Source organism: Microbulbifer mixtoriginis (SeqCode) (assembly GCF_052467235.1).
The window spans coordinates 1146918-1171815 of sequence record NZ_CP174305.1; the positions used below are offsets into that span (position 1 = coordinate 1146918).

Annotated in this window: 23 protein-coding genes; 13 read left to right on the forward strand and 10 right to left on the reverse strand. The window is 46.9% G+C overall.

The window, feature by feature from the left end:
* Positions 1-17: 17 nt before the first annotated feature.
* The 4 genes from ybeY (at position 18) to ACJJIO_RS05140 (ending at position 4126) form a co-directional block, all read left to right on the forward strand.
* The gene (ybeY, locus tag ACJJIO_RS05125) at positions 18-488 is read left to right on the forward strand and encodes an rRNA maturation RNase YbeY (protein WP_444910328.1); all 471 of its coding nucleotides are present in this window, start codon (positions 18-20) and stop codon (positions 486-488) included.
* Between the two features lie 65 nt (positions 489-553).
* Positions 554-1447, forward strand: coding sequence for a CorC family transporter (locus ACJJIO_RS05130; protein ID WP_435583622.1), 894 nt, complete (start codon positions 554-556; stop codon positions 1445-1447).
* 81 nt (positions 1448-1528) lie between these two features.
* A complete protein-coding gene (lnt, locus tag ACJJIO_RS05135) occupies positions 1529-3094 on the forward strand; it encodes an apolipoprotein N-acyltransferase (protein ID WP_444910329.1) in 1566 nt (521 codons plus the stop codon).
* A gap of 114 nt (positions 3095-3208) precedes the next feature.
* The gene (locus ACJJIO_RS05140) at positions 3209-4126 is read left to right on the forward strand and encodes a TIGR01777 family oxidoreductase (RefSeq protein WP_444910330.1); all 918 of its coding nucleotides are present in this window, start codon (positions 3209-3211) and stop codon (positions 4124-4126) included.
* Positions 4127-4165: 39 nt separating this feature from the next.
* Here the strand turns inward: ACJJIO_RS05140 and ACJJIO_RS05145 are convergent, their stop codons facing one another.
* From ACJJIO_RS05145 to ACJJIO_RS05155, 3 genes are all read right to left on the reverse strand, one after another.
* The gene (locus tag ACJJIO_RS05145) at positions 4166-4579 is read right to left on the reverse strand and encodes a hypothetical protein (RefSeq protein ID WP_252083072.1); all 414 of its coding nucleotides are present in this window, start codon (positions 4577-4579) and stop codon (positions 4166-4168) included.
* Positions 4580-4742: 163 nt separating this feature from the next.
* Positions 4743-5528 carry a YdcF family protein gene (locus ACJJIO_RS05150; RefSeq protein WP_444910331.1) on the reverse strand — a complete coding sequence of 262 codons (786 nt, stop codon included), beginning with the start codon at positions 5526-5528 and terminating at the stop codon, positions 4743-4745.
* The gene (locus ACJJIO_RS05155; RefSeq protein WP_252083074.1) at positions 5525-5974 is read right to left on the reverse strand and encodes a zinc ribbon-containing protein; all 450 of its coding nucleotides are present in this window, start codon (positions 5972-5974) and stop codon (positions 5525-5527) included. Before ACJJIO_RS05155 ends, ACJJIO_RS05150 begins: the two co-directional genes overlap by 4 nt.
* Positions 5975-6136: 162 nt before the next feature.
* Between ACJJIO_RS05155 and leuS the strand changes: the two genes are divergently transcribed.
* The 3 genes from leuS to holA all read left to right on the forward strand — a co-directional run bounded on the left by leuS (position 6137) and on the right by holA (position 10375).
* Entirely contained in the window at positions 6137-8734 is a 2598-nt protein-coding gene (leuS, locus tag ACJJIO_RS05160) for a leucine--tRNA ligase (RefSeq protein WP_444910332.1), read from the forward strand.
* 100 nt (positions 8735-8834) lie between these two features.
* A complete protein-coding gene (locus ACJJIO_RS05165; RefSeq protein WP_444887020.1) occupies positions 8835-9359 on the forward strand; it encodes an LPS-assembly lipoprotein LptE in 525 nt (174 codons plus the stop codon).
* 11 nt (positions 9360-9370) lie between these two features.
* Positions 9371-10375 carry a DNA polymerase III subunit delta gene (holA, locus tag ACJJIO_RS05170; RefSeq protein ID WP_444910333.1) on the forward strand — a complete coding sequence of 335 codons (1005 nt, stop codon included), beginning with the start codon at positions 9371-9373 and terminating at the stop codon, positions 10373-10375.
* Between the two features lie 95 nt (positions 10376-10470).
* Here holA and ACJJIO_RS05175 read toward each other — a convergent pair whose 3' ends face one another.
* The 6 genes from ACJJIO_RS05175 to ACJJIO_RS05200 all read right to left on the reverse strand — a co-directional run bounded on the left by ACJJIO_RS05175 (position 10471) and on the right by ACJJIO_RS05200 (position 14903).
* Positions 10471-11661, reverse strand: coding sequence for a hypothetical protein (locus ACJJIO_RS05175; protein WP_444910334.1), 1191 nt, complete (start codon positions 11659-11661; stop codon positions 10471-10473).
* A gap of 55 nt (positions 11662-11716) precedes the next feature.
* Positions 11717-12196: a hypothetical protein gene (locus ACJJIO_RS05180; RefSeq protein ID WP_252083079.1), complete on the reverse strand. Its 480-nt coding sequence runs from the start codon at positions 12194-12196 to the stop codon at positions 11717-11719.
* A 321-nt stretch (positions 12197-12517) separates the two neighbouring features.
* Positions 12518-13366, reverse strand: a complete 849-nt coding sequence (locus ACJJIO_RS05185) for a CsgG/HfaB family protein (RefSeq protein ID WP_444910335.1) — start codon at positions 13364-13366, stop codon at positions 12518-12520.
* Between the two features lie 42 nt (positions 13367-13408).
* Positions 13409-13810, reverse strand: a complete 402-nt coding sequence (locus ACJJIO_RS05190) for a curli assembly protein CsgF (RefSeq protein ID WP_252083081.1) — start codon at positions 13808-13810, stop codon at positions 13409-13411.
* A complete protein-coding gene (locus ACJJIO_RS05195; RefSeq protein WP_444910336.1) occupies positions 13810-14223 on the reverse strand; it encodes a CsgE family curli-type amyloid fiber assembly protein in 414 nt (137 codons plus the stop codon). Before ACJJIO_RS05195 ends, ACJJIO_RS05190 begins: the two co-directional genes overlap by 1 nt.
* Positions 14220-14903, reverse strand: a complete 684-nt coding sequence (locus ACJJIO_RS05200) for a response regulator transcription factor (protein ID WP_252083083.1) — start codon at positions 14901-14903, stop codon at positions 14220-14222. Before ACJJIO_RS05200 ends, ACJJIO_RS05195 begins: the two co-directional genes overlap by 4 nt.
* A 667-nt stretch (positions 14904-15570) precedes the next feature.
* On the opposite strand from ACJJIO_RS05200, the gene ACJJIO_RS05205 reads away from it, so the two are divergent.
* On the forward strand, positions 15571-17259 hold the full coding sequence (locus ACJJIO_RS05205; protein ID WP_444910337.1) for an acyl-CoA dehydrogenase family protein: 1689 nt from the start codon (positions 15571-15573) through the stop codon (positions 17257-17259).
* A 65-nt stretch (positions 17260-17324) separates the two neighbouring features.
* On the opposite strand, the gene ACJJIO_RS05210 is transcribed toward ACJJIO_RS05205, so the two are convergent.
* Entirely contained in the window at positions 17325-19910 is a 2586-nt protein-coding gene (locus ACJJIO_RS05210; protein WP_444910338.1) for a TonB-dependent receptor, read from the reverse strand.
* A gap of 134 nt (positions 19911-20044) precedes the next feature.
* Between ACJJIO_RS05210 and ACJJIO_RS05215 the strand changes: the two genes are divergently transcribed.
* From ACJJIO_RS05215 to ACJJIO_RS05235, 5 genes are all read left to right on the forward strand, one after another.
* Positions 20045-21508 (forward strand): DUF5690 family protein, encoded by a 1464-nt coding sequence (locus tag ACJJIO_RS05215; RefSeq protein WP_444910339.1) that lies wholly within the window; start codon positions 20045-20047, stop codon positions 21506-21508.
* Positions 21509-21527: 19 nt separating this feature from the next.
* Entirely contained in the window at positions 21528-22712 is a 1185-nt protein-coding gene (locus ACJJIO_RS05220) for a TIGR03364 family FAD-dependent oxidoreductase (RefSeq protein ID WP_444910340.1), read from the forward strand.
* On the forward strand, positions 22702-23256 hold the full coding sequence (locus ACJJIO_RS05225) for an HD domain-containing protein (protein WP_252083088.1): 555 nt from the start codon (positions 22702-22704) through the stop codon (positions 23254-23256). Before ACJJIO_RS05220 ends, ACJJIO_RS05225 begins: the two co-directional genes overlap by 11 nt.
* Positions 23257-23305: 49 nt before the next feature.
* Positions 23306-24115: a phosphonoacetaldehyde hydrolase gene (gene phnX, locus ACJJIO_RS05230; RefSeq protein ID WP_444910341.1), complete on the forward strand. Its 810-nt coding sequence runs from the start codon at positions 23306-23308 to the stop codon at positions 24113-24115.
* 79 nt (positions 24116-24194) lie between these two features.
* Positions 24195-24896, forward strand: coding sequence for a UTRA domain-containing protein (locus tag ACJJIO_RS05235; protein WP_444910342.1), 702 nt, complete (start codon positions 24195-24197; stop codon positions 24894-24896).
* The last annotated feature ends 2 nt before the right edge of the window (positions 24897-24898 follow it).

Consider the following 24898-nt stretch of genomic DNA (forward strand, 5'->3'; position numbering starts at 1 on the left):
GGTTCCTCCACAGAGTTATGATTGATTTAACCCTTGATGTGCAGCGGGCTAGCCGCTGTACAAACCTACCCTCCGATGAAAAGATCCGCACCTGGGTCATTAACGCTCTGTCCGGCCGAAAAGATGAGGCCGAACTGGCAGTTCGAATCGTCGACGAAGAGGAGAGCCAAGCGCTCAACGCGCAATATCGCGGCAAAGATAAGCCGACCAATGTCCTGTCCTTCCAAGCAGACTTTCCCGCAGAGCTGGACCTCCCACTATTGGGAGACTTGGTAATTTGTGCTCCCGTTGTGGAGAAGGAAGCGGAGCAACAGAACAAAACGACTGAGGCGCACTGGGCACATATGCTAGTCCATGGCACACTGCACCTTCTGGGTTATGACCATATCAAAGATAGCGATGCGGAAATCATGGAAAGGCTAGAGACTGGCCTAATGACCCATCTCGGCTTTGCGGACCCCTACACCCCTCTCGATGAGGCGGGATAACGAGGGTTGAAATGAATCTACCCACTAACGATTACTGATTGAAATAGACGAGAGATATTCGGAGCATGGCCACTTCCATGACCACTGACGAGCCCCCAAGTAGTCACTCTTCCAGCAAAGCCAGGTCGAGTGAAAAGAACTGGCTGGAAAGATTGTTTGGTGCATTTTCTGCCGAACCCAAGTCCCGCGATGAACTATTAGACATCATCAAAGACGCCGCTGAAAATCAGCTGGTTGACGCCGAGGCCCTGTCCATCATCGAGGGCGCCCTGGACGTATCCAACCAGCAGGTTCGGGAGATAATGATCCCTCGCTCGCAGATGGTGGTTGTAGGGCTACAGGACAAGCCGGAAACGTTTCTCCCCAAGATTATCGAGTCAGGCCATTCACGCTTTCCTGTCGTCGGCGAGAGTATCGACGATATCCGCGGAATACTGCTAGCCAAAGACCTACTCCCCCTGCTCCTCAAGGGCGTCGGCGAATTTCAACTCGAAGATATTATTCGCCCAGCCAATATCATCCCTGAAAGTAAGCGCCTCAACATTCTCCTGCGAGAGTTCCGTGAAAACCGCTACCACATGGCCATCGTTATCGACGAATATGGCGGCGTTTCCGGCGTAGTGACCATTGAGGACATCCTCGAAGAAATTGTCGGTGAGATCGAAGACGAAACCGATGAGGAAGAGGCAGATAGCTTTATCCGCCGGGTGGGAGAAAATGACTACATAGTCAAGGCCCTCACGCCGATCGAAGAGTTCAATGAATTTTTTAAATCCGAATTCAGCGATGAAGAATTCGACACAGTTGGTGGTCTGATTATGCAGTCTTTCGGCCATTTGCCCGGTCGCGATGAAGTCACCCGCCTGGGAGACTTCCTCTTCCGGGTGCTCTACGCGGACAGCCGGCAAATCCACCTGCTGCGCGTGGCCCATATGCGTAAACCACCCGATGAAGATTGAGTTGAGCCCCCTCTGGGGCTCTAGCCAAGATTTTCTCGGGTAGGATGCAGCCGCAACGGCGGCTACCGATTAAGCGAGTCTATGCGAAGATTACTTTTACCTGCCGCTGGTGCAGCTGCCGGCGGGCTAATGACGCTCTCCCTGGCCCCTTTCAACTATTGGTTGTGCGGCCTACTCTCTCTGGCGCTTTTTGCCGGGCTATTCCTGTTTGCCTCTCGCGGCAAGCCGCTACGTGGGCACACCAGCTTCTGGCTAGCCTTCTGTTATGGGCTAGGCCTTTACGCCACTGGTGGCTCTTGGGTCTATGTCTCAATTACCAATTTTGGCAATTCTTCGCCGCCGCTGGGATTCGCACTCACCGCCAGCTTCGTCGCGCTGATGGCGGCGCTGCTTGCAGCACCGTTCTATTTCCTCGGTCGCTTTACCGCCAACAAATTTAGCTTCGCCCTCGCCTTTGCCGCACTCTGGTTTATCAGTGAGTGGTTCCGCAGCTGGATGTTCACTGGCTTTCCCTGGCTGTTCGCCGGCTATGCCCACTTGGAGACCTGGCTATCTGGTTGGGCTCCGGTGGTGAGTGTCTACGGGATCGGGCTTTTTCTGGCCCTCTCCGGTGTGGTCATCGCACTGGCTGCCAGTGGCCGCTTGTCCCCTCTCAAGCGACCAGCCCATATTGTACTGATTGGCGCAGCAATCGTACCCTGGCCCCTCGGTGCTGCCCTCGCCAATATTCAGTGGACTCAGGCAGAGGGAGGCATCATAACCGTTGGACTGGTACAGGCTAATATTCCCCAGGAAAAAAAGTGGCTGCCGGAGTTTCGCGGCGAGACTATTAGCCGCTATCAGGAGGGTACCCGCACCCTGAGCGAGCGTGATGTCGACGTTATAATCTGGCCTGAAGCAGCGCTACCCATGCTTTACGGCCAGGCCCCAAACCTAATGCAGGCTCTGCAACGCAATGCAGAGAAAACCGGCATTGATCTTATCAGCGGAATTCTCTACGACACCCACAGCCCTGTGGATAACTCTCGCAAAGTCCACAACTCCGCAGCGGTCTTTGGCCGCAGCCCCAGTGTTTACCATAAGCGTCACCTGGTACCTTTTGGTGAGTATGTCCCACTGGAGGAGCTGATTCGAGGCACTATTGAATTCTTCAATTTACCCACCTCCTTTATTCGCTCCGGACCCGACCAACAGGGGCCACTGAATGCTGCAGGAGCACGTTGGGCTCCACTAATCTGCTATGAAATTGTCTACCCTCGCCTAGTGGCGGATAGCGCTCTCACCTCCCAGGTACTCCTGACCATCAGTAATGATGCCTGGTTCGGTGAATCCATAGGGCCGTTGCAGCATATGCAAATGGCGCAAATGCGCGCACTGGAAACCGGTCGCTATTTAGTCCGCGGCACCAATACCGGTGTAACCGCGATTGTCGATCCCCGCGGACTTATCATTGAGCAGCTGCCACAATTTGAGCAAGCCAATATGAGCGGTGACATACGTGCGATGCGCGGCTCAACACCATTTATGCTTGCCGGAATTTTCTCAGTATTTGCCCTGGCACTACCAATGTTGGCGCTAGCTGTAATTCTCAATCGCAAGCGAAAGAACAGCGCTGCCAAGCCAATGACCGGGGGAGTGACCGAATAGTAATGACCTGCCACTGATCACTCTAAAGTGCGCCGCCGAGACACCCCGCATGTGCAGATGACTGCTATGCTGCATGCAATTTACCTGTGAAATTATGGCGGGGATGGGCAGTCTATGCATTGCTTAATCAGTGGTGGCACCGGTTTGATCGGTAGACTCTTTTGCCAACGCTGGCTCGCTCGTGGCGACACACTTACAGTACTTAGTCGCCATCCGGATAAGATACACCAACTCTGCGGAGAGTCTGTCAATGCCGCCAGCGCTCCTGAAGAGGTGCAAGAGCGGGTAGATGTTGTTGTCAATCTGGCAGGGGAACCCATTTCCTCTCGCTGGACCGAGAAACGCCGTGCCGAAATTCGCCACTCACGCCTAAATACCACCGAACGGCTAGTACGCTGGACACTCGCCCAAAGAGAACGCCCCAATTACTTTCTCTCAGGATCTGCTATTGGATACTACGGAGACCGTGGCGGCGAACTGCTCAAGGAGGACAGCCCTGCTGGCGGAGGGTTTTCCGCACAACTGTGCCGTGACTGGGAAGCGGCCACACTGCCACTACAAAGGGCCGGAATGTGCGTCGGAGTCATACGCACCGCTATTGTGCTCTCCAACCGAGGGGGAGCACTTCCCAAAATGCTACCGGCATTTCGTCTGGGACTTGGTGGACCAATGGGTTCTGGCGAACACTGGATGAGCTGGATTCACGAAGACGACGAAGTCGGATTGATACTTCACGCTATAGACCAACGCCTATGCACCCCTTTTAACGCCAGTGCTCCAGAAGCAGTTACCAATAACAGCTTCAGCCGCTTATTGGCAAAACAGCTACACCGCCCCTGCTTTTTCCGCTCTCCAGCCTGGCTGCTGAAAACCCTGTTCGGGGAGATGGCAGAAGAGCTACTCCTTGCCAGCGAAAGAGTGGAGCCCCGAGCCGCCTTAAACAGCGGCTACAGTTTTCAGTTTCCTACCCTGGAACAAGCACTAGCCGACCTGCTAGCTAAAGACAATGCTAGTAATAAGGTAAGTGTCTGATTCCTGGGCACTTTTATTGGCTGGATCAGGCTATGCTGCTTAAGCAGCGACCACGCTACTCTCCAGGGCCTGCATTAAATAACGCCGACTGGATTCACTGGTGACTAAATCCCCGTGACTACCCATAGGGGCTGAGCCAACCCAGTGCGCGTGCCAGCGATACCATTGGGACTCCTCTGCATTTACCCGCAGCTCGATGAATTCCACTTCTGCAGGATCTAAACCGAACTCACGGACAATTTGCCCCGCAAATGTCTCGAAATTTTTATTCAAATGGGCCCCGCTCTCAGCACCGCCACACAGGAAAAATAGAATTCGGCCATCCTGGTCCACACGCTTGAAGCCGATCCAAACAGCTCGGTTGAGTCGGTTGTGCAATTGGATGGGAGTGAAGGAAACCGGGATGCCCTTCATCATAAGGTTATCTCGTTTATTGTTATGGTTGTTATCCACAGTCGCTACTCCAATGTAAGTAGTAATTAGCGGGTGAGATCTGTGGCGCCAGTCGTCCATTTACCTAGTACAACCAGCTTTCAAAAAACAGATGCAATCCCTCGCCGACGCCTATTCCCTCATGCCTGATAAGTATCTGAGAGCACCGCATCACAAAAGTTCCTCAGCACTTTTTGGCCTGCGGCAGTGGTCGATATTGATACCAGGCTTGTGCCAATAGTTCCCGCCAATAGGCCTGAGTCCGCAGCAGCGCCTCAGCACTGGGAACCCAATTTAAGACCCCACCCTTTTCCCTTGACTCTAACTCAGAAGCACTGCCCACTGATAAAGGCTGTACCTTTAGGCCTGCGCGGGTAAAAACTGCCGCAGCCCTGGGCATGTGCCACCAGTGAGTGGCGAGCACAATAGTTCCCACACCTGAATTGCGCAATATCTCCGCGCTATTTACCGCGTTCTCTGCGGTAGTTCGACTGCAAGCTTCGCGCCAACTCACCGGGCGGGACATCTCATCCAACATTTTCGCCATCAACTCTGCCTCAGAGACATGCTCATCCGGTGAAATACGGCCGCCGGACACCAGGATTGGCATATTCCTTGGGACATGCTTTGCTACCCAGATCACCCTCTCCAAACTGGACGCAGATAGGTACTCATAGCCTTGCTGATTATCCCTATAAACACCGCCTCCGAGGATCACCACAGCCCTGGGAGCAGACTCTGTACCAGGTAAATCTGCTACAACGCCCAAGCGCTTACCGATCCAGCTTGAAAAAGCCGGAGTAGCACTAAGCCAGAGCAGACAAAATGAGAGAATCGCCAATGGCAGGGACAATTTCTCCAGCAAAGAGCCTTCAGGAAAAAAGCGTATCAAGAATGCCGCCAGCAGCCCCAGCATTGGCGCCAGTGGTGGCATCAACAAATTGACCGCTATTTTATACAGCTCAATCAATACTCAAGGCCGCCTTCTATTTGCCTGAAGCAACCATAGCCACAGCGGTGACAGGGTGTAATTTGACTATTCTCCGGCGGCTGAGCGAGATAACCACACCCCAGACATTGAAGTTCCTCGTCGGCCCCCACTATCTCACCCGCAAGGGCCCAGGGTTTGCCCTCACGGATACAGCGCATAAGATTGGGCCAAGCCGTTTCCGTAGGGTCCGCCGCGTTCAGCAACCAGTCACCCCCGCGCTCTTCCAGAGTAATCAGCTCCCCTCCCAGACCGCGCATATAATCCCCGGCTCGATGCAGATCATCTTTTAACCAGGCGCGAAGAAAAGCGACCTTATTTGCGGTCAGGTCCTCAACTGCCAGCTCTCCCTCAATCAAATCCTCCAGGTCTTCACGAAACTCATCGGCCAGATCGTCCTTCGGCGGTAACTTCGGTTCCTTCGTCACGGTATCCCTCCTATAATCTCGCGTTTACGCATCCTAAAAGATGCTCTGGGGGCCGTCCTTGATCGCAATCAATCCTTTTGCTTGTCGATCCAGAGCTGCTTCCACTAAAACACTGAAAAGTTTCCCCGCAAAATTTGATCACAGAGTATAGGTCCCCAATCAATGGAAGAGCAGTACAACCCCTCCGCAGTCGAAGCTTCCGCCCAGGAATTCTGGGAGGCAGAGAAAAGCTTTGAGGTAAAGGAAGATACCGGCAGGGAAAAGTTCTACTGCCTATCCATGTTCCCCTACCCCAGCGGCAAGCTGCACATGGGCCATGTGCGCAATTACACCATTACCGATGTTATTTCCCGCTATCAGCGTATGCAGGGTAAGAATGTCCTGCACCCCATGGGCTGGGATGCCTTCGGCTTACCGGCTGAAAATGCTGCGATCCAGAATAAAACCGCGCCAGCAAAATGGACCTACGCCAATATTGATTATATGAAGGGGCAATTGAAAGCTCTCGGATTTGGCTTCGACTGGTCCCGCGAGCTAGCCACCTGCCAGCCATCCTATTATCGCTGGGAGCAGTGGTTCTTCACCCGCCTCTATGAAAAGGGCCTGGTCTACAAGAAAAATTCCGCGGTGAACTGGTGCCCCAATGACCAGACCGTGCTCGCCAACGAGCAGGTTGAAGATGGTGCATGTTGGCGCTGCGGCACTACCGTGGAGAGGCGTGAGCTGGCCCAGTGGTTTATCAAGATCACTGACTACGCAGAAGAGCTGCTCAAGGACCTGGATAAGCTGCCGGAGTGGCCTGAGCAGGTGCGCACCATGCAGCGCAACTGGATCGGCAAGAGCCGAGGTGTGGAGCTGAGCTTTAGCCTGCCCACCACTGTGGCTGGTATGGATCACTTCGATGTTTACACCACCCGCCCAGACACCCTGATGGGCGTCACCTATGTATCCCTCGCCGCTGAACACCCAATCGCTCTGGAGTTAGCAGAGACTAACCCCGAGCTAAAAACATTTATCTCTGAGTGCAAAAAGCAGTCTCTGTCTGAAGCCGATATGGCCACAATGGACAAGAGAGGCATGGACACCGGTCTCAAGGCTATTCACCCCATCAGCGGGGAGGAAGTCTCCGTCTGGGTAGCTAACTATGTACTGATGGATTATGGCTCTGGCGCGGTGATGGCAGTACCCGCCCACGATCAACGCGACTGGGAGTTCGCACACAAGTATCAGTTGCCTTTGACTCAAGTCATAGCGCCCGCCGATGGCCAGGAAATCGATCTCAACAAAGAAGCCTTCACCGAAAAAGGCAAACTGGTGAACTCCGGCAATTTTGATGGTCTGGATTTTGATGGTGCCTTTACCGCGATTTCCGAAGTTTTAATAGCAGCAGACAAAGGCCGTGTGACCACCAATTATCGCCTGCGCGATTGGGGTGTATCCCGCCAGCGCTACTGGGGCGCCCCTATCCCCATGTTCAACCTCGCAGATGGTGGAGAAATCCCGGTGCCCGCCGAGAAACTCCCTATTTTACTGCCGGAAGATGTGGAGCTGGACGGTGTTCAGTCCCCCATTAAAGCCGATCCCGAGTGGCGCAAAGACGAACTCAATGGTACGCCGGTCGAGCGTGAGACCGACACTTTTGACACTTTTATGGAGTCCAGCTGGTACTACGCTCGCTATACCTGCCCAGACTTCGAAGAGGGCATGCTCGACCCCGATCGCGCCAACTACTGGCTACCTGTCGACCAATATGTAGGTGGTATTGAGCACGCCATCCTGCACCTTCTCTACGCGCGCTTTTTCCACAAATTGATGCGGGATGAGGGCTTGGTCAACAGCGATGAACCCTTCAAGCAGCTTTTGTGCCAGGGCATGGTGTTGGCTGAATCCTTCTACAAGGAAGAAAACGGCCATAAAACCTGGATCAACCCCGCCGATGTTGATGTCGAGCGGGATGAGAAAGGAAAACCCATCAAGGCAGTTGAGCGCGCAACAGGTGAAGAAGTAATTGCCGATGGCGTTGTGAAGATGTCCAAGTCAAAAAACAATGGCATCGATCCCCATGCTGCTGTTAAAGAATACGGTGCCGATACTGTACGCCTGTTCACAATGTTTGCAGCTCCGCCCGAGCAAACTTTGGAGTGGCACGATGCCGGCGTGGAGGGAGCCAGCCGCTTCCTGCGAAAGCTCTGGAAAACTGTACAAGCACATGTTGCTGTAAGCACTAGCAGCGCTCAGATTGACCAACAGTCTTTGAGCGACCAGCAACAACAATTACGCCGAAAAACCCACGAGACGATTCAGAAGGTTGGCGACGACTACGGGCGCCGTCAAACCTTCAACACGGCTATTGCCGCAGTGATGGAGCTTCTCAATGAGGTTGGTAAACTGGCGGATCGCAGTAATGAGCAGGGGCTGGCAGTGGAGAGAGAGGCTCTACAGGCAGCTGTCTTACTACTGGCTCCGGTAACTCCGCATATTTGCCACCAACTGTGGCAAATCCTGGGCAATAACAACACCTTAATTGATGCTCCCTGGCCAGTAGTAGATGAAAAGGCTCTGGTGCGTACCTCAATTACTTTGGTCGTTCAAGTCAATGGCAAAGTACGTGCAAAGCTGGATGCACCTGCTGATGCGGACAAAGAGGGCTTGGAAAAACTCGCCCTAGCCGACGAAAACGTCCAGAAATTTATTGGCGATGCCACCGTACGCAAAGTCATCGTTGTGCCAGGCAAACTGGTAAATATTGTCGCGAAGTAAAAATTACTGCGCAGTTATATCCAACCAATAGCCGGGAGCATTATGCTCCCGGCCCATATCTGCAAACCCTTTATTTGCTGGCACTAAAGCCAGGTAGTTTATGAAAACATTTGCACGTCGTATCGTCCTGCTAGTTACCCTTGTGGCCACCGCCAGTTGCGGTTGGCACCTGCGGGGAGCGCCAAAAAACTTTCCTCCAGGCAGTACTATTTACATATCGAGTGAGAACCCTCGTAGTGATATTGCCGATGAAATTAGCCGTCTTCTGGAAAACGGCGGGGTCCCTGTTGCTCCATCCCCTATTGAAGCGGACTACCTACTCACCATTCATAAAGAAATAGAACGAAAATTAACTGTCGCCGTGGATTCTGAAGGGCGGGCTTCTGAGTACGAGTTGATTACCAGCGCGATTTATAGCGTGCGTACACACAGTGGCGAAGTACTGCTAAATAAAGCTCAGGCCGATGTCTATAGATCATTGGAGTGGAACGTCTCAGAAATAGTCAGCAAGGGAGAAGAGGAACGCCTCTTACGCGCGGAAATGCGCCGCGAGTTGATTAGCCGAATGATCAACCGTTTGCGCCGTATCGATGTCAATGCCCCCTTACAAGATAAGAGCTACTAGGTAGTTCTGTCATGCGTATTAATCCCCAACAGCTTCCCCAGCAACTACGGAAAGGGCTTGCGCCGGTTTATATTATCTCAGGCGATGAACCACTCCTGATTCAGGAATCTTGCGACCAAATACGTGCGGCAGCGAGGCAGAATGGTTTCGCTGAGCGGGAACTTCTACATGCAGAGCATAATTTCGACTGGGGTTTATTACTTGCCTCAGCCGGAAATATGTCTCTTTTTGCAGAGAGGAAGCTTATCGAGGTACGCGCCCCCAGTGGAAAACCAGGGGATAAAGGCAGTAAAGCCTTACAGGAATTTGCCGCTCTCGCCAGTCAGGATTTGATACTACTGCTGGTTTTGCCCAAGCTGGACAAATCACAACTCAATAGCAAATGGGTTAAAACACTTGAGCAGCATGGTGCTCTCGTACAAATTTGGCCTGTTAGCGCCCAGGAAATGCCACACTGGATCAACCAAAGGATCAATGCCGCAGGGTTATCTGCTGAGAAAGAAGCTATACGTATTCTCGCCGAAAGAGTAGAGGGTAATCTGCTCGCAGCAAGCCAAGAAATCGAAAAGCTCAAACTTTTAAATAGTGACGGGACAATAACGGTCGAACTGTTAGAGCAAAGTGTAACCAGCTCTGCGCGATACAGTGTTTTCGATTTAATTGACAGAGCTTTGGCAGGAGAAGCCGAGAAAGCGATCAAAACGCTACAAGGCTTACGCTCGGAAGGTATTGAGCCACCTGTGGTGCTCTGGGCCCTAACAAGAGAGATGCGCTCATTACTGGAACTAATGGAGAAACTCAATCAGGGCCAGCAACTAGCACGTTTAGTTCGCATCCAAAAACGCCAACCACTTGTACAAAATGCCTTAAACCGTCTAACGCCAAATATACTGGAGGCTCTCCTTTTAAAAGCCAGAGCCGTGGATTCGGCGATCAAAGGTGGCAACACTCACCAGTCCCCATGGAATGGCCTTATGGAACTCACGCTTAATTTGAGTGGACAGAAAAGCGTTTAGAAAGTTAGCCCAAGCAATCGGATTCTTTTAAACGCCGCTAATAAAAAACCCTCCCCGAAACGAGGAGGGTTTAGACAATAGTCATTATAGGCGTATTAGTTTTGAGAAACTGTAGCCATATTGCTGTTGCCGACCTGGTGCACACTGGCCATATTGAAATTGCCAGCCTGAGTTACATAGGTAGTGTTCTCGCTACCAGACTGTCCCAGGTGAGCACCGTGCTCAAAGCCATCCTGAGATACAACCATCAGGTTAAACTCACCCATGTCCTGATGGATCTCAGCCAAGTTCAGCTCACCGCTCTGGTCAACATCAACTGTGTTGGCCATACCTTCGCTATGGCCATAAGTGAAGTTGGCACTTCCCAGCTGATCAATATTAGCTGTATTGAGATCCCCAAACTGAGAGAATTCAGCTTCGTTATGATCACCCGTTTGTTGCAGAATTGCAGCATTATCATTGCCGTATTGGTACATATCGCCAATATTGTTGAGGTCATTCTGCGTAACGGTCATGGTGTTGGCATTACCATACTGACCAGTAACACTAGAGTTACCAGTGCCATTCTGAGCAATAGTATTGAAGTTATTGGCCCCATCCTGGGACATATTCAGATAGTTGAAGTCACCTGACTGCACCAAGTTAGAAGTATTTTCAACACCGCCTTGATAAACAAAACCGACGTTACCTTCACCAACTTGGCCTCCTACGAAGCCTTCATCAGAGCTCATCCAGGTGCTGCTCCAAACGCTGTTTCCATCACCAGACTGAGTGCTGACAAACAGGTTATTATCTCCGTCCTGCTGCAGGGCAGCCATATTGTCATTACCCTCCTGAACCGCATCAAGGGTATTGTAATTAGCCTCACCACCATCTGAGCGGTACTGATCTAGATGCATAGTATTTTCACTACCCATTTGAGTAGCATAAGCTGCATTGCCATTACCGCCCCACTGATGAACAACTCCCCAGTTACCCTCTCCCTGCTGATAAGAATACGCTTGGGAGCTATTTTGATCGAATTGCGTGGTTTCAGAGTAGTTACGGTTACCTACCTGAGTCTGGTCGATATAGTTCGCATCGGCGGTGGATTGACTTGCGTAAGCACGGTTGTCATTACCTTCCTGCCACTGATAAGCCGCATTATTGGTGGACTCGCCCATTTGATAGATATCAGCAGCGTTGTCATTTCCAACCTGCAGTTGATCACCATAATTAGCATCGGCCATTGCGTGACCAGCACCAACAAGCATTGCAATCGCAGCAGCAAGTGAAAGCTTTTTCATTTATGTTTCTCCATCAGACTAAGTAAACAAATACAAACAAAAAGAAAGCAGTGCTTTAATCGTGCTGAACGACCTGCACCGCATGGTTGTCACCGAACTGCGCGACAAATCCAAAGAGCCCATCTCCGTTTTGGATGATGTTGGCTGAGTTTCCATTGCCCACTTGATTTATTAGAGCAATATTATCTAAACCATTTTGTATAGCGGTAGCTTGGTTATAAGCTCCAGACTGAGAAATTGCCGCATAGTTATATTCCCCAGCCTGCTGAATTGCTGCTTCATTCGAATAGCCATCCTGAACCAAAAAAACTTGGTTGAACTGCCCAAACTGAGAAACTTCTGCAAAATTGTATTCCCCTGTCTGAACGACCTCAGCTAACTGACCAGTAATAGACTCATCCCGTTGCAACATGAGATCCAGCTTTCCCTGACCAGAAAACAGCTCATCATGATCATCTAAGTCACCAGCCCAGACAGAGTTAATACAGGTAAGGAGTAAAAATAAACCACATAGGCTCACTTTGATAACGCCCACCAAAATTCTCCTAAAGGTTAATTAAAGCGAGAGCAATTCCGCTCATCGAGGACCACTATAGGAATTTAAGCGAAAACAATAAATCAGAAAAAAGAATATTTTTTGGGGCAGGAAAACAATAAATATTTAAGACTTTTGTATGAAAGCCTTTCTAGAAAGTTGATTTAATACGAAGATGTAAGATAACGACAAGTAGATTTACTAAATTACATAAACTTACACAAAGATTCAACAAGAAAAACCGCCCACACAGGAATGTGAGCAGCCAGCAACCATTGCAAGACAAAGAAATTAGTCAGAATATTTAATAAAAAAATTATTCTAAAGAATTTTCACAGTTGCATCCGCATATTCACTCAGTACCGATGCAGGGAATTCATTGACATCCTGCATTGCCCAAATATTATTCGTCACACCATTGGCAATAAGATGAATAACTGCAGATTCAATCGCAGAAAGCACACAAAGTTGAGCCGGATCATTGGTCGTCATTCCAGCCTCAATCTCTAACAAACGTTTATACTCAACAAATGTATAAACGTCTCCCTGAATCTGCCTTGATAGAATTTTCTTACTGGTTAAAACGCTATTTAAAACTCTTCCAGTTCTAACATCGACCGCACGCAAATTCACGGTCACTTCGTCTACTCGATATTGCTCAGAAAGTCCAATACCAAAATAACGCGCACCGGCTCCGCCGGTTTTGATATTGGTATCATAAGCGACTATACCGCCCTCCAACATTATATTTGCTGACATCAGGGAGGGGAGCTCAAAGGGTTGGGGAGTTTCATGCTCTTTGATTGCTGCTCGTATGATTTTTCTTTCAGTAAGCAGGTTTTGTAGCCCTTCACGCTCAAGAGTAACAAACCAACCTGACTCGTTGAGTACTTGTACGAGCATAGAGGCAGCGCCTTGTGTTACTGCAGTAGAAAAAGAGCTAGACGGTGCTGGCCTGTACTGGCCAGTTTGATCACTAAATCCATAAACCGCTACTACGATCTTCCCCCTCGGTAAGGGCAAATTCAAAAGATCTGCATAAGTACTCATTCGATCCGTCAAAGTGGCTTTTTGATGCCCTGGGCCAAACAACGCCTCTCCTGCATTTTGAAAGAAACTACAACCACTTAAAATAAAAAACAAAAATATAACTATTATTCTAACCACCATCACCACCACCCTAAAGAACAAACAATCTATTGACCAATTAAATCAGTTACCAGGATTTAGGCCAACGACTACGATCTCAGAAAGCTCTCCTGTGACAGCATCTGTAATAGTTATAGTTAGGGTACCATCTACATCAAGTATGTTAACGATAAAGTCATCGGTTACGAGAGTACCATCATTTCCATCTCCAACATCTGTGAGCAACTGAGACAACAATCTGGATTCTAGTGTATCCGTAAACCTGTCAAGTGAAGATGAATCAGAGTATGGTGACTTACCAGCTTTAGGATCTTTTTTACTATTTTGAGCGCTGGCATTATTTAACAAATAATTACCATTTAATGGATTACCTCCGAAGGATGGATTTACTGGAGTGTAAATAAGCTCTGTCGAATAGGCAGAGACAGAAAAGAAAGATAAAACCAATAAAACATAGAACCTCACTATAATTCCTCCCCGGCCAAGTCCAAGTTTTGTGAAAATAACTGCTGCAGCCTTTGCTGTCGTACATTATTATTGATTTGAGCAACAGCTTGCTCAACTATCTGCCCAAAACGTCTTCTACCTGGGTAAATAACAGTCTTGAACACCTGCTTATTTTCATAATTTACCCACACAACACTACCCCACCGCGCAGAAGGCCTTTCATACACAGTCAGGTTATAATCAAAGTCAGTCAAGTTGGATGTAATATACAACGATAAAGAGCGTGCGAACTCATGCCCTATGCCGCTTACTGTGTTATCAATCACCAAACCGGTAAGGATTGACTCTTCGCTCTGAGCAAACTCTGACTCCTGGGAAATAACTGTACTAGAAATAAACCAAATAGAAAAAAATAGAATTTTTAATTTCACAGATTTTGACTCGCCCAACTACTTGCCTCCAATCTGTTTTTGCAACCAATCTTTTTATAAACCTTGTATAGGTGACTTTTAACGGTATGCTCACTGACACATAGTACCTCCGCAATATCTGCATTGGTTCTACACTCACAAATAAGCTCCAATATCTGTCTTTCTCTTTGTGTAAGGTTTGCGCTAGAATCCATCCATCTTTTAGGACGTCTATGCTGCCTTAAAAAGTTATGCAGAACATCTCTAGGGAACCAATATTCCCCCAGGAATATCTTACCTAATCGCTCCATAATAACCCCGGGCTCACATTTTGCCGGCATCAATCCTAGGACCTTCTCCCAGTGTAAGACAAAGTCAAACTCATTAGGGTCGTCAACATTTAAGAGAATAATGCCAGGCGAGTTAGTAGAAGCATGAATATCACGTAATAACTGATCAAGATCCGCTTTAAAGAGCCCAACACAGTCGAGCAAGAGATAATCAGCCTTAACTCCATCAAGTGAAAAAGATGGGACTCGCTGAACAATGGAGCATCTGGTTTTAAACTCCTCTTCAATATGCCCTGCAAAAATTGAACTCTGCAAGTTGACTGATGAGGTTAAGAAGGTAACAGCGGGACCCTTACAAACATGATCCTGCGAAACAACTTTGAGGCGTGCATATTCCTTATGCAAATTCATCTGGGTTCCCCCAATATGCAATCTCTTTAAGATTTTATCTAATGACTTCTTACTTTTTTATTATTTTCTATCCACATTCTCGATATTGAGAGCTAAATCTATTCGATCAACCAACACACTGCAACAGTAAGTGATACAGATAACAAAAATTCAATCTTAAGTGTGCCAGCGATTATTACAAATGTCATTTTTTCATACAAAGGTATTAAAGATGATTATTAAGTAACCAACTAGAAACATCCTTTTGTCTAAACTTAAAAAAAATAAAGCGTTTAAAAAATAGTAATAAATTTGCACTAACCCACAAAATTAATGGATTTATTTTAAATATTAGCATGAAAAAAAGCATACCTATAAAAGTTAAAAACCTATAAACGGCACAAAAAGCCAAGTAGCAACAAAAATTAAAATTTAGCTAATCAATCATACTAAAATAATAAATACACTCTGTTTCATGAAAGTAATATTATTTTGGATAACCTATCCAAAGAAACCCTATAAATTATACTTATTAAATATTTTTATAGTGCGTAATAGATTTAATGAGTGCGCAAATAGTAATCAGGGTGGGACTACTTTATGATTTTGTATTGGTACGCTATCACCATGTCTCTTGGTACCTGTTTGGTGTTTTGGTACAAGTAGATGAATCAAAGAACATATAACTATGTTAACCATTGAGGCCCTGATCATGAGCGATCACCTTCACCCCTCTGCCCATGCAACCACTCATACGGTAAAGAATCAGACTTCCCCTCTCTCAGGGCACAATCTGTATGCCGGCGATCAGGCTCTACTCGATTCGGTACACCTTAATGGCGGACATTGGGCCGAAAATGATCTACAACGCTATGGCGAGGTTTGTGGAAGACCAGAAATGATTGAACGGGGTTATGCTGCCAATGAGTTTAAACCCATATTTGAAAGTCATGACCGAATCGGAAACCGTATAGACTTAGTTCGTTATCATCCTTCTTACCATCAACTTATGCAGCTTGCCTTATCAGAAGGACTACACAGCTCCCCCTGGAGTCATCCTTGTAGCGGTGCCAATGTTGCTCGAGCGGCAAAGAACTATCTGCATTGTCAACTTGAGGCGGGTCATGGGTGCCCAATCACGATGACTTTTGCCTCTCTTCCTTCGATAAAATTAAACCCATCAATCGCCAAGGAGTGGATCCCTAAAATTCTTAGCCGGGGCTACGATGGCAGTAATCGCCCCTACTATGAAAAACACTCTCTAACTATCGGTATGGGTATGACAGAGAAACAAGGTGGGTCAGATGTACGTGCCAACACAACCGGTGCAATCCCCATGGATGATGGAACTTATGAGCTACTTGGGCATAAATGGTTTATGTCTGCTCCTATGTGTGACGGTTTTCTAATTCTGGCTCAGGCACCGGGCGGTCTTTCTTGTTTTTTGGTTCCCCGATGGCGTCCGGATGGAAGTAAAAACCCATTAGAAATCCAAAGGCTCAAAGTGAAATCTGGTAATGTATCCAATGCCTCTTCCGAAGTGGAGATGCGAGGTGCCTTAGGATGGCTCTTGGGTGAAGAAGGTCGGGGAGTCAATGCAATTATCAAGATGGTCGCGATAACTCGTTTTGATTGTATGGTCGGTTCCTCTGGGGGCCAACGCCAAGCCGTATTGCAAGCGATATACCATGCATCCCATAGAGAAGCCTTTGGAAAAAAGCTAATTGATCAAGCCCTAATGCAAAATGTCCTGGCAGACCTGCAATTAGAAGTTGAAGGGTCAGTGGCCTTGACCATGCGCATGGCCCGAGCTATGGATCATGAAGATCAAGAACACGAACAAATGCTTCTAAGACTGGGAGCAGCTGTGGGTAAGTATTGGATTTGTAAGCGCAGCCCGCATCATGCCTATGAGGCGATGGAATGCCTCGGTGGAAATGGTGTTATTGAAAGTTTTATCACTGCACGACTCTACCGCGATGCTCCAATTAATGCCATATGGGAGGGTTCCGGTAATATCCAGGCTCTTGATGTGCTGCGTGCCATCACAAAAACACCCAATGTCGTAAATCACTGGCTGGATGAGATGGCAACAAGCATTGGTATGGATATCCGCTTCGATAAAGCTATAGATTCACTAAAAAAAGAGCTTGCTGATTTGGATCAATTTGAATACAGAGCACGCAGTATTATTGATCAAATGGCGATTGCAATGCAGGTTCATCTACTTTTACAGTCAGGCAACGAATCGATTAGTGATGCATTTATTCAATCAAGACTGGAAACTAGAGGAGCTCATAGCACTGGCAGTCTACCAAAGGGTGTTGACATTGAAACATTACTCAGACGCGGCGACCCGCTTACAATTGGTGTTTAACTGCTTTTGGGAGAAGCAACTCGACGACAACCGAGATGTTTCTCCTGTGCAAGATAAAAGATCAGCTAAAAAAAACTATAACGAAAGCCCAGTTGACCACGAACCCCATAATACTCAACTTGCTTTGGCCTATCTTTATTACCAATATAATAAGTTAAAGGTTCATTCGTAAGGTTTAAGGCCTCAGCAAAAATAACTAAATTGTCCCCAATCGTATAATTTGCACTCATATCCAGGCTTGTGTAAGCACCGTAGTACTGGTCTTCATTTTTATTGCTACCATGCTCTTCAATATACTCCCCCTTATGGTTTTGAGCTAGGCGAATGGAGAAGGTACCATCATCATAATAGATAGAGAGATTATGTAATAAATCAGCTTGACGGGAAATCGGCACTACACCATCACGGCCCGGAATACGCATTTCTGAATCCATCATAGTTAAATTTGTCGATAACCCAATATTTGAAAGAAATCCGGGAAGGAAATCCATTTTTCGCACCAGATTAAATTCCAATCCCCTCAGCCACGCATCTTCACCATTTTCCGGACTATAAATATCGACTCCTGACACCCCATTGTATTCACCTTCTTTTACATCTTTAAAAATTGGATCTGTAATATCTTTATAAAATAAACCAGCAGATAAAATCCCCGAGTCATCAAAGTAGTACTCATACATCAAATCCAGATTCCAAGAGTAAGTAGGATCAAGATCTGGATTACCTCCTATAAACTCATTATCGTGCTCGGCATAGTACCCTCCCGGATTCAGGTCACCAAAGTCCGGCCTGGCAAAGGTTCTGGTCAGCGCGAGCCTGATATTGCTATCCTCTGTGAGCGCATATTTTAGATGTGCCGATGGTAGAATGGATAAATACTCTTTATCACCATTAAACGGCACCAAATAGCCGTTATTAGCTTCATCGTTAACAAATACCTGGCTTTCCACCTTCGTTTGGGTCTGAGTGAGTCGTAAACCCATTACAAGAATGGCTCTATCTGAAAGCTCATAATTACCCATACCATAAGCCGATAGGTGCCTCTCTGTTAGCTCAAAATTTCGCCCAAGAGCCCCTCCATTTTCAACTAGAGCTGATTCTTCGGGAATCAAAATGAATTTATCCCGGTTTTGGTTCCAAAAATTCTCCAATTGAGACATTGAAGCAACCTGAGAGAATTGGGAGTCATAGTTGATATCCAACTCTGATAGGAAATCATTTCTGCCAGGCTGATCAGACAAGGTAAAGTCAGAGAGAGCTGGGGCAGGCCCATAGTTTTCCTCATCCCAACTGTAAAATGCATCGGAGAATTCAGACACCCGTTCCTTGTCCCGATATTTCATACCGAACTTTAACTCCAGCTCACTGGAAAACTGGGAAGAAAAGTCAAAAGTGGCTACCACTTTATCCTTTTCGTTGACATACACTTTATATAGTTCAACCCAAGATAGGCTGGACTGGCTTGGGTCCATTACAAAACCATCCGGGAGGTGAGTGGGTATATTTTCTGCTGGGTCAGTACCACCATCGATTTGGTTGTAAGCCAGCCCATCATCATCCAGACCAACATAACCTACTTCCGTTTGATCAAAACGCATTACAAAATAAGAGCGATCATCTTTATTGGGTGTATTCCCATAGCGGAATTCATTATCATAGCTGGCTAAATTCCAATTCAGCTGCTTATCATCACCAAAAAAGTGCTCTCCACCAACTTCAACACCTTGCATACGTGTTATCAAAGTATTGTGGATATGCTGAAGTTCCATTCTATCTTTATCGAACCGCAACCTGTACTTGTAATGTGTCTCCTCATCTTCTAATGTCCCATACAAACCACGAGCAAAAATCTTACCTCCTTCTTCCAATCGGTATTCAGTAGCAAGGTTTAACCCCAGGGTATCTCTGGTTCCGGTATAATCCCGCAGTTCCAATCGATATATTCCCTCCCCTTTACGGCGGGGCTCGTAGTTATCTGTTGCCCAATCCCTGCTCCAACCAGTTACATTGGCCAAAAATCCCCATTTACCACCTTCACTTCTATCCCCATAAAGAATGCTCATGGATTTAATATCACCGTCGGCTTTATCCGCATAGCCACCAGATAGGGATATATCCAAAGTGCGTTCTTCAGGGGCTGTACGAGTCACAAAATTAACATTGCCGCCAATAGAGTCACCTTCCTGATCCGCGGTAACAGACTTAGAGACCTCAATACGTTCAATCAGCTCCGATGGAAAGAAATCAAACGCCGTAGCCCTGCTGGTAGTTTCCTCTTCTGCAGATGGCAAACGATGACCATTAAGGCTAGAAGAACTCCATTGGGACGGGAGGCCACGCACAGCCACAAACCGTCCTTCCCCCTGGTCACGCTCGATAGATACGCCTGCGACTCTTTGAACTGCCTCTGCGGCGTTACGATCCGGTAACTTTCCTATACCATCTGCCGATACCACATTAACAATCCGGTTGGATTCCCTCTGTAACTCCAGGGAACGTAACTCTGTCTCAAACATTCGTCCAAGCACAACAATCTCTTCTATTTCGCTATCATCCTGGACACTCTGCTTACTACTTTCTTGTGCATGAGCGTAATTTACTTGTCCCACCAGCAGAGCAATCGTTGCAGGCAATAATTTGACATAAATCATTTTACTTCCCCTGTATCAATCAAAAAATGATTGGCAAATTTTTATCGACACAAATTAACTTGCTCGATCATCAACATAAATCTGGACTAGACCAGAATCCTAAATTGCCGCTATGACGTTTGTATAACAGGTGTGTGAATATTCCCTGCGAATATATAAATGAAAAATTTTTACCATCTGGAATGGTTATTGAACTTAAAAAAAGACTGTCACAAAAACGCAATCATAAGCACCTAAAATCTGGTCTAGACCAAATGGCAGCTATCGATAAAATGGAAAAAACCGGTAAAAAACAGGAATCTGATTCCAGTGAAGATTTCAACAGTGAGCTTTTCTTGCTACTCTTTTCCGGAGTTGCTGCATTCTTCACTTATTTTTGTATGTATGCTTTCCGCAAGCCCTTTGCAGCAGCATCTTACGCCAACATTTCCGGCTGGGAATTCACTCTAGACTTTAAAACCGCACTTATAATTTCCCAAGTACTGGGTTATGCGTTTTCAAAAATTATCGGGATTAAGGTTGTCTCAGAGTTACGGCCATTGCAGCGGGGAAGAATGCTGGTAATTCTAATTCTTTTCAGTCATCTGGCCTTGATAGCATTCGCATTGATCCCCACTCCTTATAATGTTGTCATGCTTTTTTTTAATGGTCTCCCACTTGGAATGGTGTGGGGACTAGTATTCAGCTATTTAGAGGGGCGTCGTCTTACTGAAGCACTAGGCACCATTTTATGTGTTAGCTTAATCGTCTCTTCAGGAGCCGTAAAAGCAGTAGCCGCATATCTAATGCTGGAATGGAAAGTGCCGGAAATCTGGATGCCTGCAACCGTGGGCTTATTATTTCTACCTGCACTGATTCTATCGACATTTACACTCAGTAGAATTCCCCAACCCAACCAAGCAGACATCCGTGCACGAAAACAAAGAGTACCAATGACGAATGAAATGCGTTGGACTTTCGTCAACGAAACGAATCTGGGATTGTTGGCTTTAATCATCGCTTATGTATTCCTAACGGCATTTCGTGACTTCTCTGATAATTTCGCTGCAGAGCTTTGGCAAGCTTTGGGTCATGGTCAAGCACCCCAGATCTTCCTTACCAGCACTCTACCCGTGGCATTGATAGTTTTAGCATCCCTGGCGCTACTTATTTTTGTACGTAACAACTATCGCGCATTGCAGCTAAACCAGCTATTAGTCACGGCTGGGGGAGCAATCTGCATAACTTCAACTCTCGCATTTGAGTTAGATATTGTATCCGGGGCTGCCTGGATGATTGGGATCAATATCGGGCTCTATATAGGCTATGTTCCATTTAACTGTTTATTATTTGAACGTCTGGTCGCCTGCACCAAGAGCCTAGGTAACGCAGGATTTGTGATTTATCTGGCAGATAGTGCGGGTTATATCGGCAGCATTAGTGTCATGCTCTATAAGACTTTCGCGCAACCAAACCTAAACTGGTTACAGTTTACTCAGCAACTTTCCTATGCTACTGGTTTTGCATGTATTTTGTTAATGCTGCTCTCACTTCTTTTCTTTCGCCGCTTGCACCGTAATTCTTCTTCACGGTTGAGGCTTATTACTTCTCCAGTGTAAAAAAGGCTATAGAGCAGTTATGAAATTTGATATTGCCATTGTCGGTGCCGGGATATTAGGCAGTTTTGCTGCTTACCATGCACTCAAATCCGGAAAAAAAGTACTGTTAATTGAAGCCAGCACTAAGCCTCACGGAGCCACGGTACGCAATTTTGGCCAAGTAGTACCATCTGGTATGAATCTAAAACTATGGCGAAATCTGGGGCGACGATCGCTGGAACTTTATGGCGAGTTGGCGACAATAATGCCGGACGCACTCTGGCAGAATGGCTCTCTCTACGTGGCTTCTTCTTTAGAAGAGGCCAATCTACTAGAGGAAATGCATGAGATTAATCGTGAGACTAACTACGTTTCCAAGCTTCTTACCTCGACGCAGTGTCACAAGAAAATTAATTTACTAAAGCAGAGTTACTGCCATGGTGGCCTCTACTATCCACAGGAAATGAGTGCCGAAAGCTCCCTGCTAATGAAGTATTTTTGGAAACTACTTGAAGACACGAAAAATTTACATTTTAAGAAGGCAACTCCGGTAATAGCCGTAGAGGAAGTCAAAAATGGGGTCCAGCTTCGCTGCTCAACAGGTGAGTCTTTTATTTCAGAACAGGTAATGATTTGTTGTGGCCACCAACTTAGTCATTTATTTCCGCACTTATTACAAACAGAACAACTACAGCTTAGTAAATTGCAGATGTTGCGCACCCAAAAAATCAAGGGAGTCAAAATACCAGGGAACCTGCTTACAGGTCTGACAATACGCCGCTATGAAGCATTTAAAAGTTGCCCTAATTATAAAAATCTACCGAAGCCTCATATTGATCCAAGCTATGGAAAATTTGGTATCCACCTTCTGTTTCGACAATCTGCCGATGGCAGCATCATCATTGGCGATTCTCATGAGTACTTCACTGCCCAGGACTCAGGCAGTTTGGACTATGAAATATGTCAGGAAATCAACTCACTGATGTTAGCCGAAGCCAAGCGTATCCTTAATCTACCCTATTTAAATGTTGCCAGGATTTGGAATGGCTATTACAGCCAGGAAAGTAGCCAAGGCGTACTCCTAAAATCCGCAACAGAAAATATTCATTTAATAACCGGTATTGGAGGAAAAGGTATGACAACCGGACCAGCATTAATGGAACGGGTGGTGAAAGGTATTTTGGACAAGATCCCTCTAGATGAGTGCTTAATCGATGAGAGCTAATGTTGTCGATAAAATTAAACAGTTATTTTTGCAGTACGGGAATTTAACACTTGGAGAAAAATGCACGCAGCTACAGCATGCTACCCAGTGTGCCACCCTGGCGGAACACTCTGGTATCTCCGGTGAAATGACTGTTGCAGCGTTTCTTCATGATATCGGCCATCTCCACGCTATAAAGGAAAAAATACCCGGGACGGATACTGAAGGCTACAGTGCACATGACCTAATAGGTGCAGATTTACTCGAAAGGTGGGGTTTTCCCAATACAGTCACAAAGCCTATCGCCCTACATGTTCAAGCTAAAAGATTTTTAATGAGTACAGATAACATTTATGAGACACGGCTATCCGCAGCAAGCCACAAAACCCTAAAAAAACAAGGAAAAAGAATGACAGATAAAGAAAAAGATAATTTTCTTAATACCCCATTCGCCGAGGATGCTCTACGTCTGCGCGAGTGGGATGATTCAGGAAAAGTGCCTGGTTTAGCCGTAGCTCCTTTGGATCACTGGCTAAAGATCTGCTCAAAGGTACTTAGTCGATAGATATTTTACCGCTCAACTCCCTTATCAATTACCAAAAAGGAGATAATCCATGGAACCACTGCAACTTAAAGCTGCTATCCTCGACTGGGCCGGAACCTTAGTAGATTTTGGCTCCCGCGCCCCTTTACAAGCGTTTATGCAAATTTTTGCTGAGGCTGGAGTTACGGTCAGTGAAGAGCAAACCCGTATTCCAATGGGTACTGAGAAGAAAGAACATATTCGCCAGATGCTACAACAAAATTCCATTCAAACTGCCTGGCAAGTGGTTCATGGGCGCCCATCCCAGGAATCTGATATAGACGGACTATATCGCCGTCTGGCCCCGATACAGATTCAGGAAATCGATAGGCACAGCCAAATAATACCCGGAGCCGACAAACTATTTGTCCGCTTGCGTGAGCGTAATATACGTATTGGTAGCACCACAGGTTACAGTCGCATAATGATTGAAGGCATGCTGGCAAAAGCTCAACAACAAGGCCTAGAGCCCGACTGTGTTATTGCAGCAGATGAAGCTGTGGGCGCAAGACCAGGACCCGCAGCTGCATTAAAGAACGTCATTGAAATGGAAATCCCGTCTGTCAACCAATGTGTCAAGATTGATGATACCGCCGCAGGCATTCATGAGGGGCGCAATGCCGGCATGTGGACAGTTGCAGTGGTAATTTCAGGAAATGCTTCGGGATTATCCCTGGGAAGTTGGCAAGCACTCTCGGAGGAAGAAAAAAGAAATCACAGTATTGGCGCTTATCAAAAACTTGAGAATTGCGGCGCTCATTATTTGATAGACGATATCAATAAGCTTGAACCCGTACTGGTCGATATCAATCGCCGACTGGCTCTTGGACAACGCCCCTGATAGGCTATCAAACTTCAGGAATACCAGTTTGGTAGCCCAGGCTTAAGACCGAGTTTCAGTCAAACCCAAGAGAAATACTGTGTCCTCCAGTTACGTAGAAATTAAATCACATATCCAATTGTTGATCGGTAATGGTCGCCTGGCCGCCAATCACAAGCTGCCCGCTGAGCGCGAGCTGGCGGAGCAGCTGCAAGTCACACGTATTACTTTACGAGATGGTTTAAACCGTCTTGAAGGTGAGGGACTGGTGTACCGACAAAATCGCAGAGGCTGGTTTGTTGCACCAAATCGATTTGTGATGAACCCGACACAAAAGGTAAATTTCAACTCCATGGCCCGACAACAGGGTTTTAGAGCAACCACCAAAGTACTTGGGGTCCGTAAGCTGACCGTAAGACACAATATTTATTCCGCCTTTAACGCCACTAAAAGTACCAGGTACTTTGAAATCCGAAGAATCCGCTACCTGGACCAAAGGCCAGTCATGGTAGAAGAGAGTTATCTCTCATCAGAGTGTTTTCCTGAATTATCTGACTTCGATTTATCCGGATCTATTACCGAAATATTGCAAGATAATTATAGGGTAAATATCACTCACGAGCGCTGTAATATTCAGGTTGCGAACCTGGAGTTGCAATATGCAGAGCCATTGGGTATACACGCTGGTGCTCCAGGCCTGAGAATCTTAAGACTTCGCTATGATTCTGCTGAATATCTGATTGATTACAATATTGAATACTGGCTACCCCACGCCATAGAAATGGAAGTAGCCACTAGATAGTA

Excerpts from the sequence above, each read along its gene's own strand:
- ybeY (WP_444910328.1), top strand. The coding sequence starts at position 18 with ATGATTGATTTAACCCTTGATGTGCAGCGGGCTAGCCGCTGTACAAAC.
- ACJJIO_RS05130 (WP_435583622.1), top strand. The coding sequence starts at position 554 with ATGGCCACTTCCATGACCACTGACGAGCCCCCAAGTAGTCACTCTTCC.
- lnt (WP_444910329.1), top strand. The coding sequence starts at position 1,529 with ATGCGAAGATTACTTTTACCTGCCGCTGGTGCAGCTGCCGGCGGGCTA.
- ACJJIO_RS05140 (WP_444910330.1), top strand. The coding sequence starts at position 3,209 with ATGCATTGCTTAATCAGTGGTGGCACCGGTTTGATCGGTAGACTCTTT.
- leuS (WP_444910332.1), top strand. The coding sequence starts at position 6,137 with ATGGAAGAGCAGTACAACCCCTCCGCAGTCGAAGCTTCCGCCCAGGAA.
- ACJJIO_RS05165 (WP_444887020.1), top strand. The coding sequence starts at position 8,835 with ATGAAAACATTTGCACGTCGTATCGTCCTGCTAGTTACCCTTGTGGCC.
- holA (WP_444910333.1), top strand. The coding sequence starts at position 9,371 with ATGCGTATTAATCCCCAACAGCTTCCCCAGCAACTACGGAAAGGGCTT.
- ACJJIO_RS05175 (WP_444910334.1), bottom strand. The coding sequence starts at position 11,661 with ATGAAAAAGCTTTCACTTGCTGCTGCGATTGCAATGCTTGTTGGTGCT.
- ACJJIO_RS05185 (WP_444910335.1), bottom strand. The coding sequence starts at position 13,366 with ATGGTGGTTAGAATAATAGTTATATTTTTGTTTTTTATTTTAAGTGGT.
- ACJJIO_RS05200 (WP_252083083.1), bottom strand. The coding sequence starts at position 14,903 with ATGAATTTGCATAAGGAATATGCACGCCTCAAAGTTGTTTCGCAGGAT.
- ACJJIO_RS05205 (WP_444910337.1), top strand. The coding sequence starts at position 15,571 with ATGTTAACCATTGAGGCCCTGATCATGAGCGATCACCTTCACCCCTCT.
- ACJJIO_RS05210 (WP_444910338.1), bottom strand. The coding sequence starts at position 19,910 with ATGATTTATGTCAAATTATTGCCTGCAACGATTGCTCTGCTGGTGGGA.
- ACJJIO_RS05220 (WP_444910340.1), top strand. The coding sequence starts at position 21,528 with ATGAAATTTGATATTGCCATTGTCGGTGCCGGGATATTAGGCAGTTTT.
- ACJJIO_RS05225 (WP_252083088.1), top strand. The coding sequence starts at position 22,702 with ATGAGAGCTAATGTTGTCGATAAAATTAAACAGTTATTTTTGCAGTAC.
- phnX (WP_444910341.1), top strand. The coding sequence starts at position 23,306 with ATGGAACCACTGCAACTTAAAGCTGCTATCCTCGACTGGGCCGGAACC.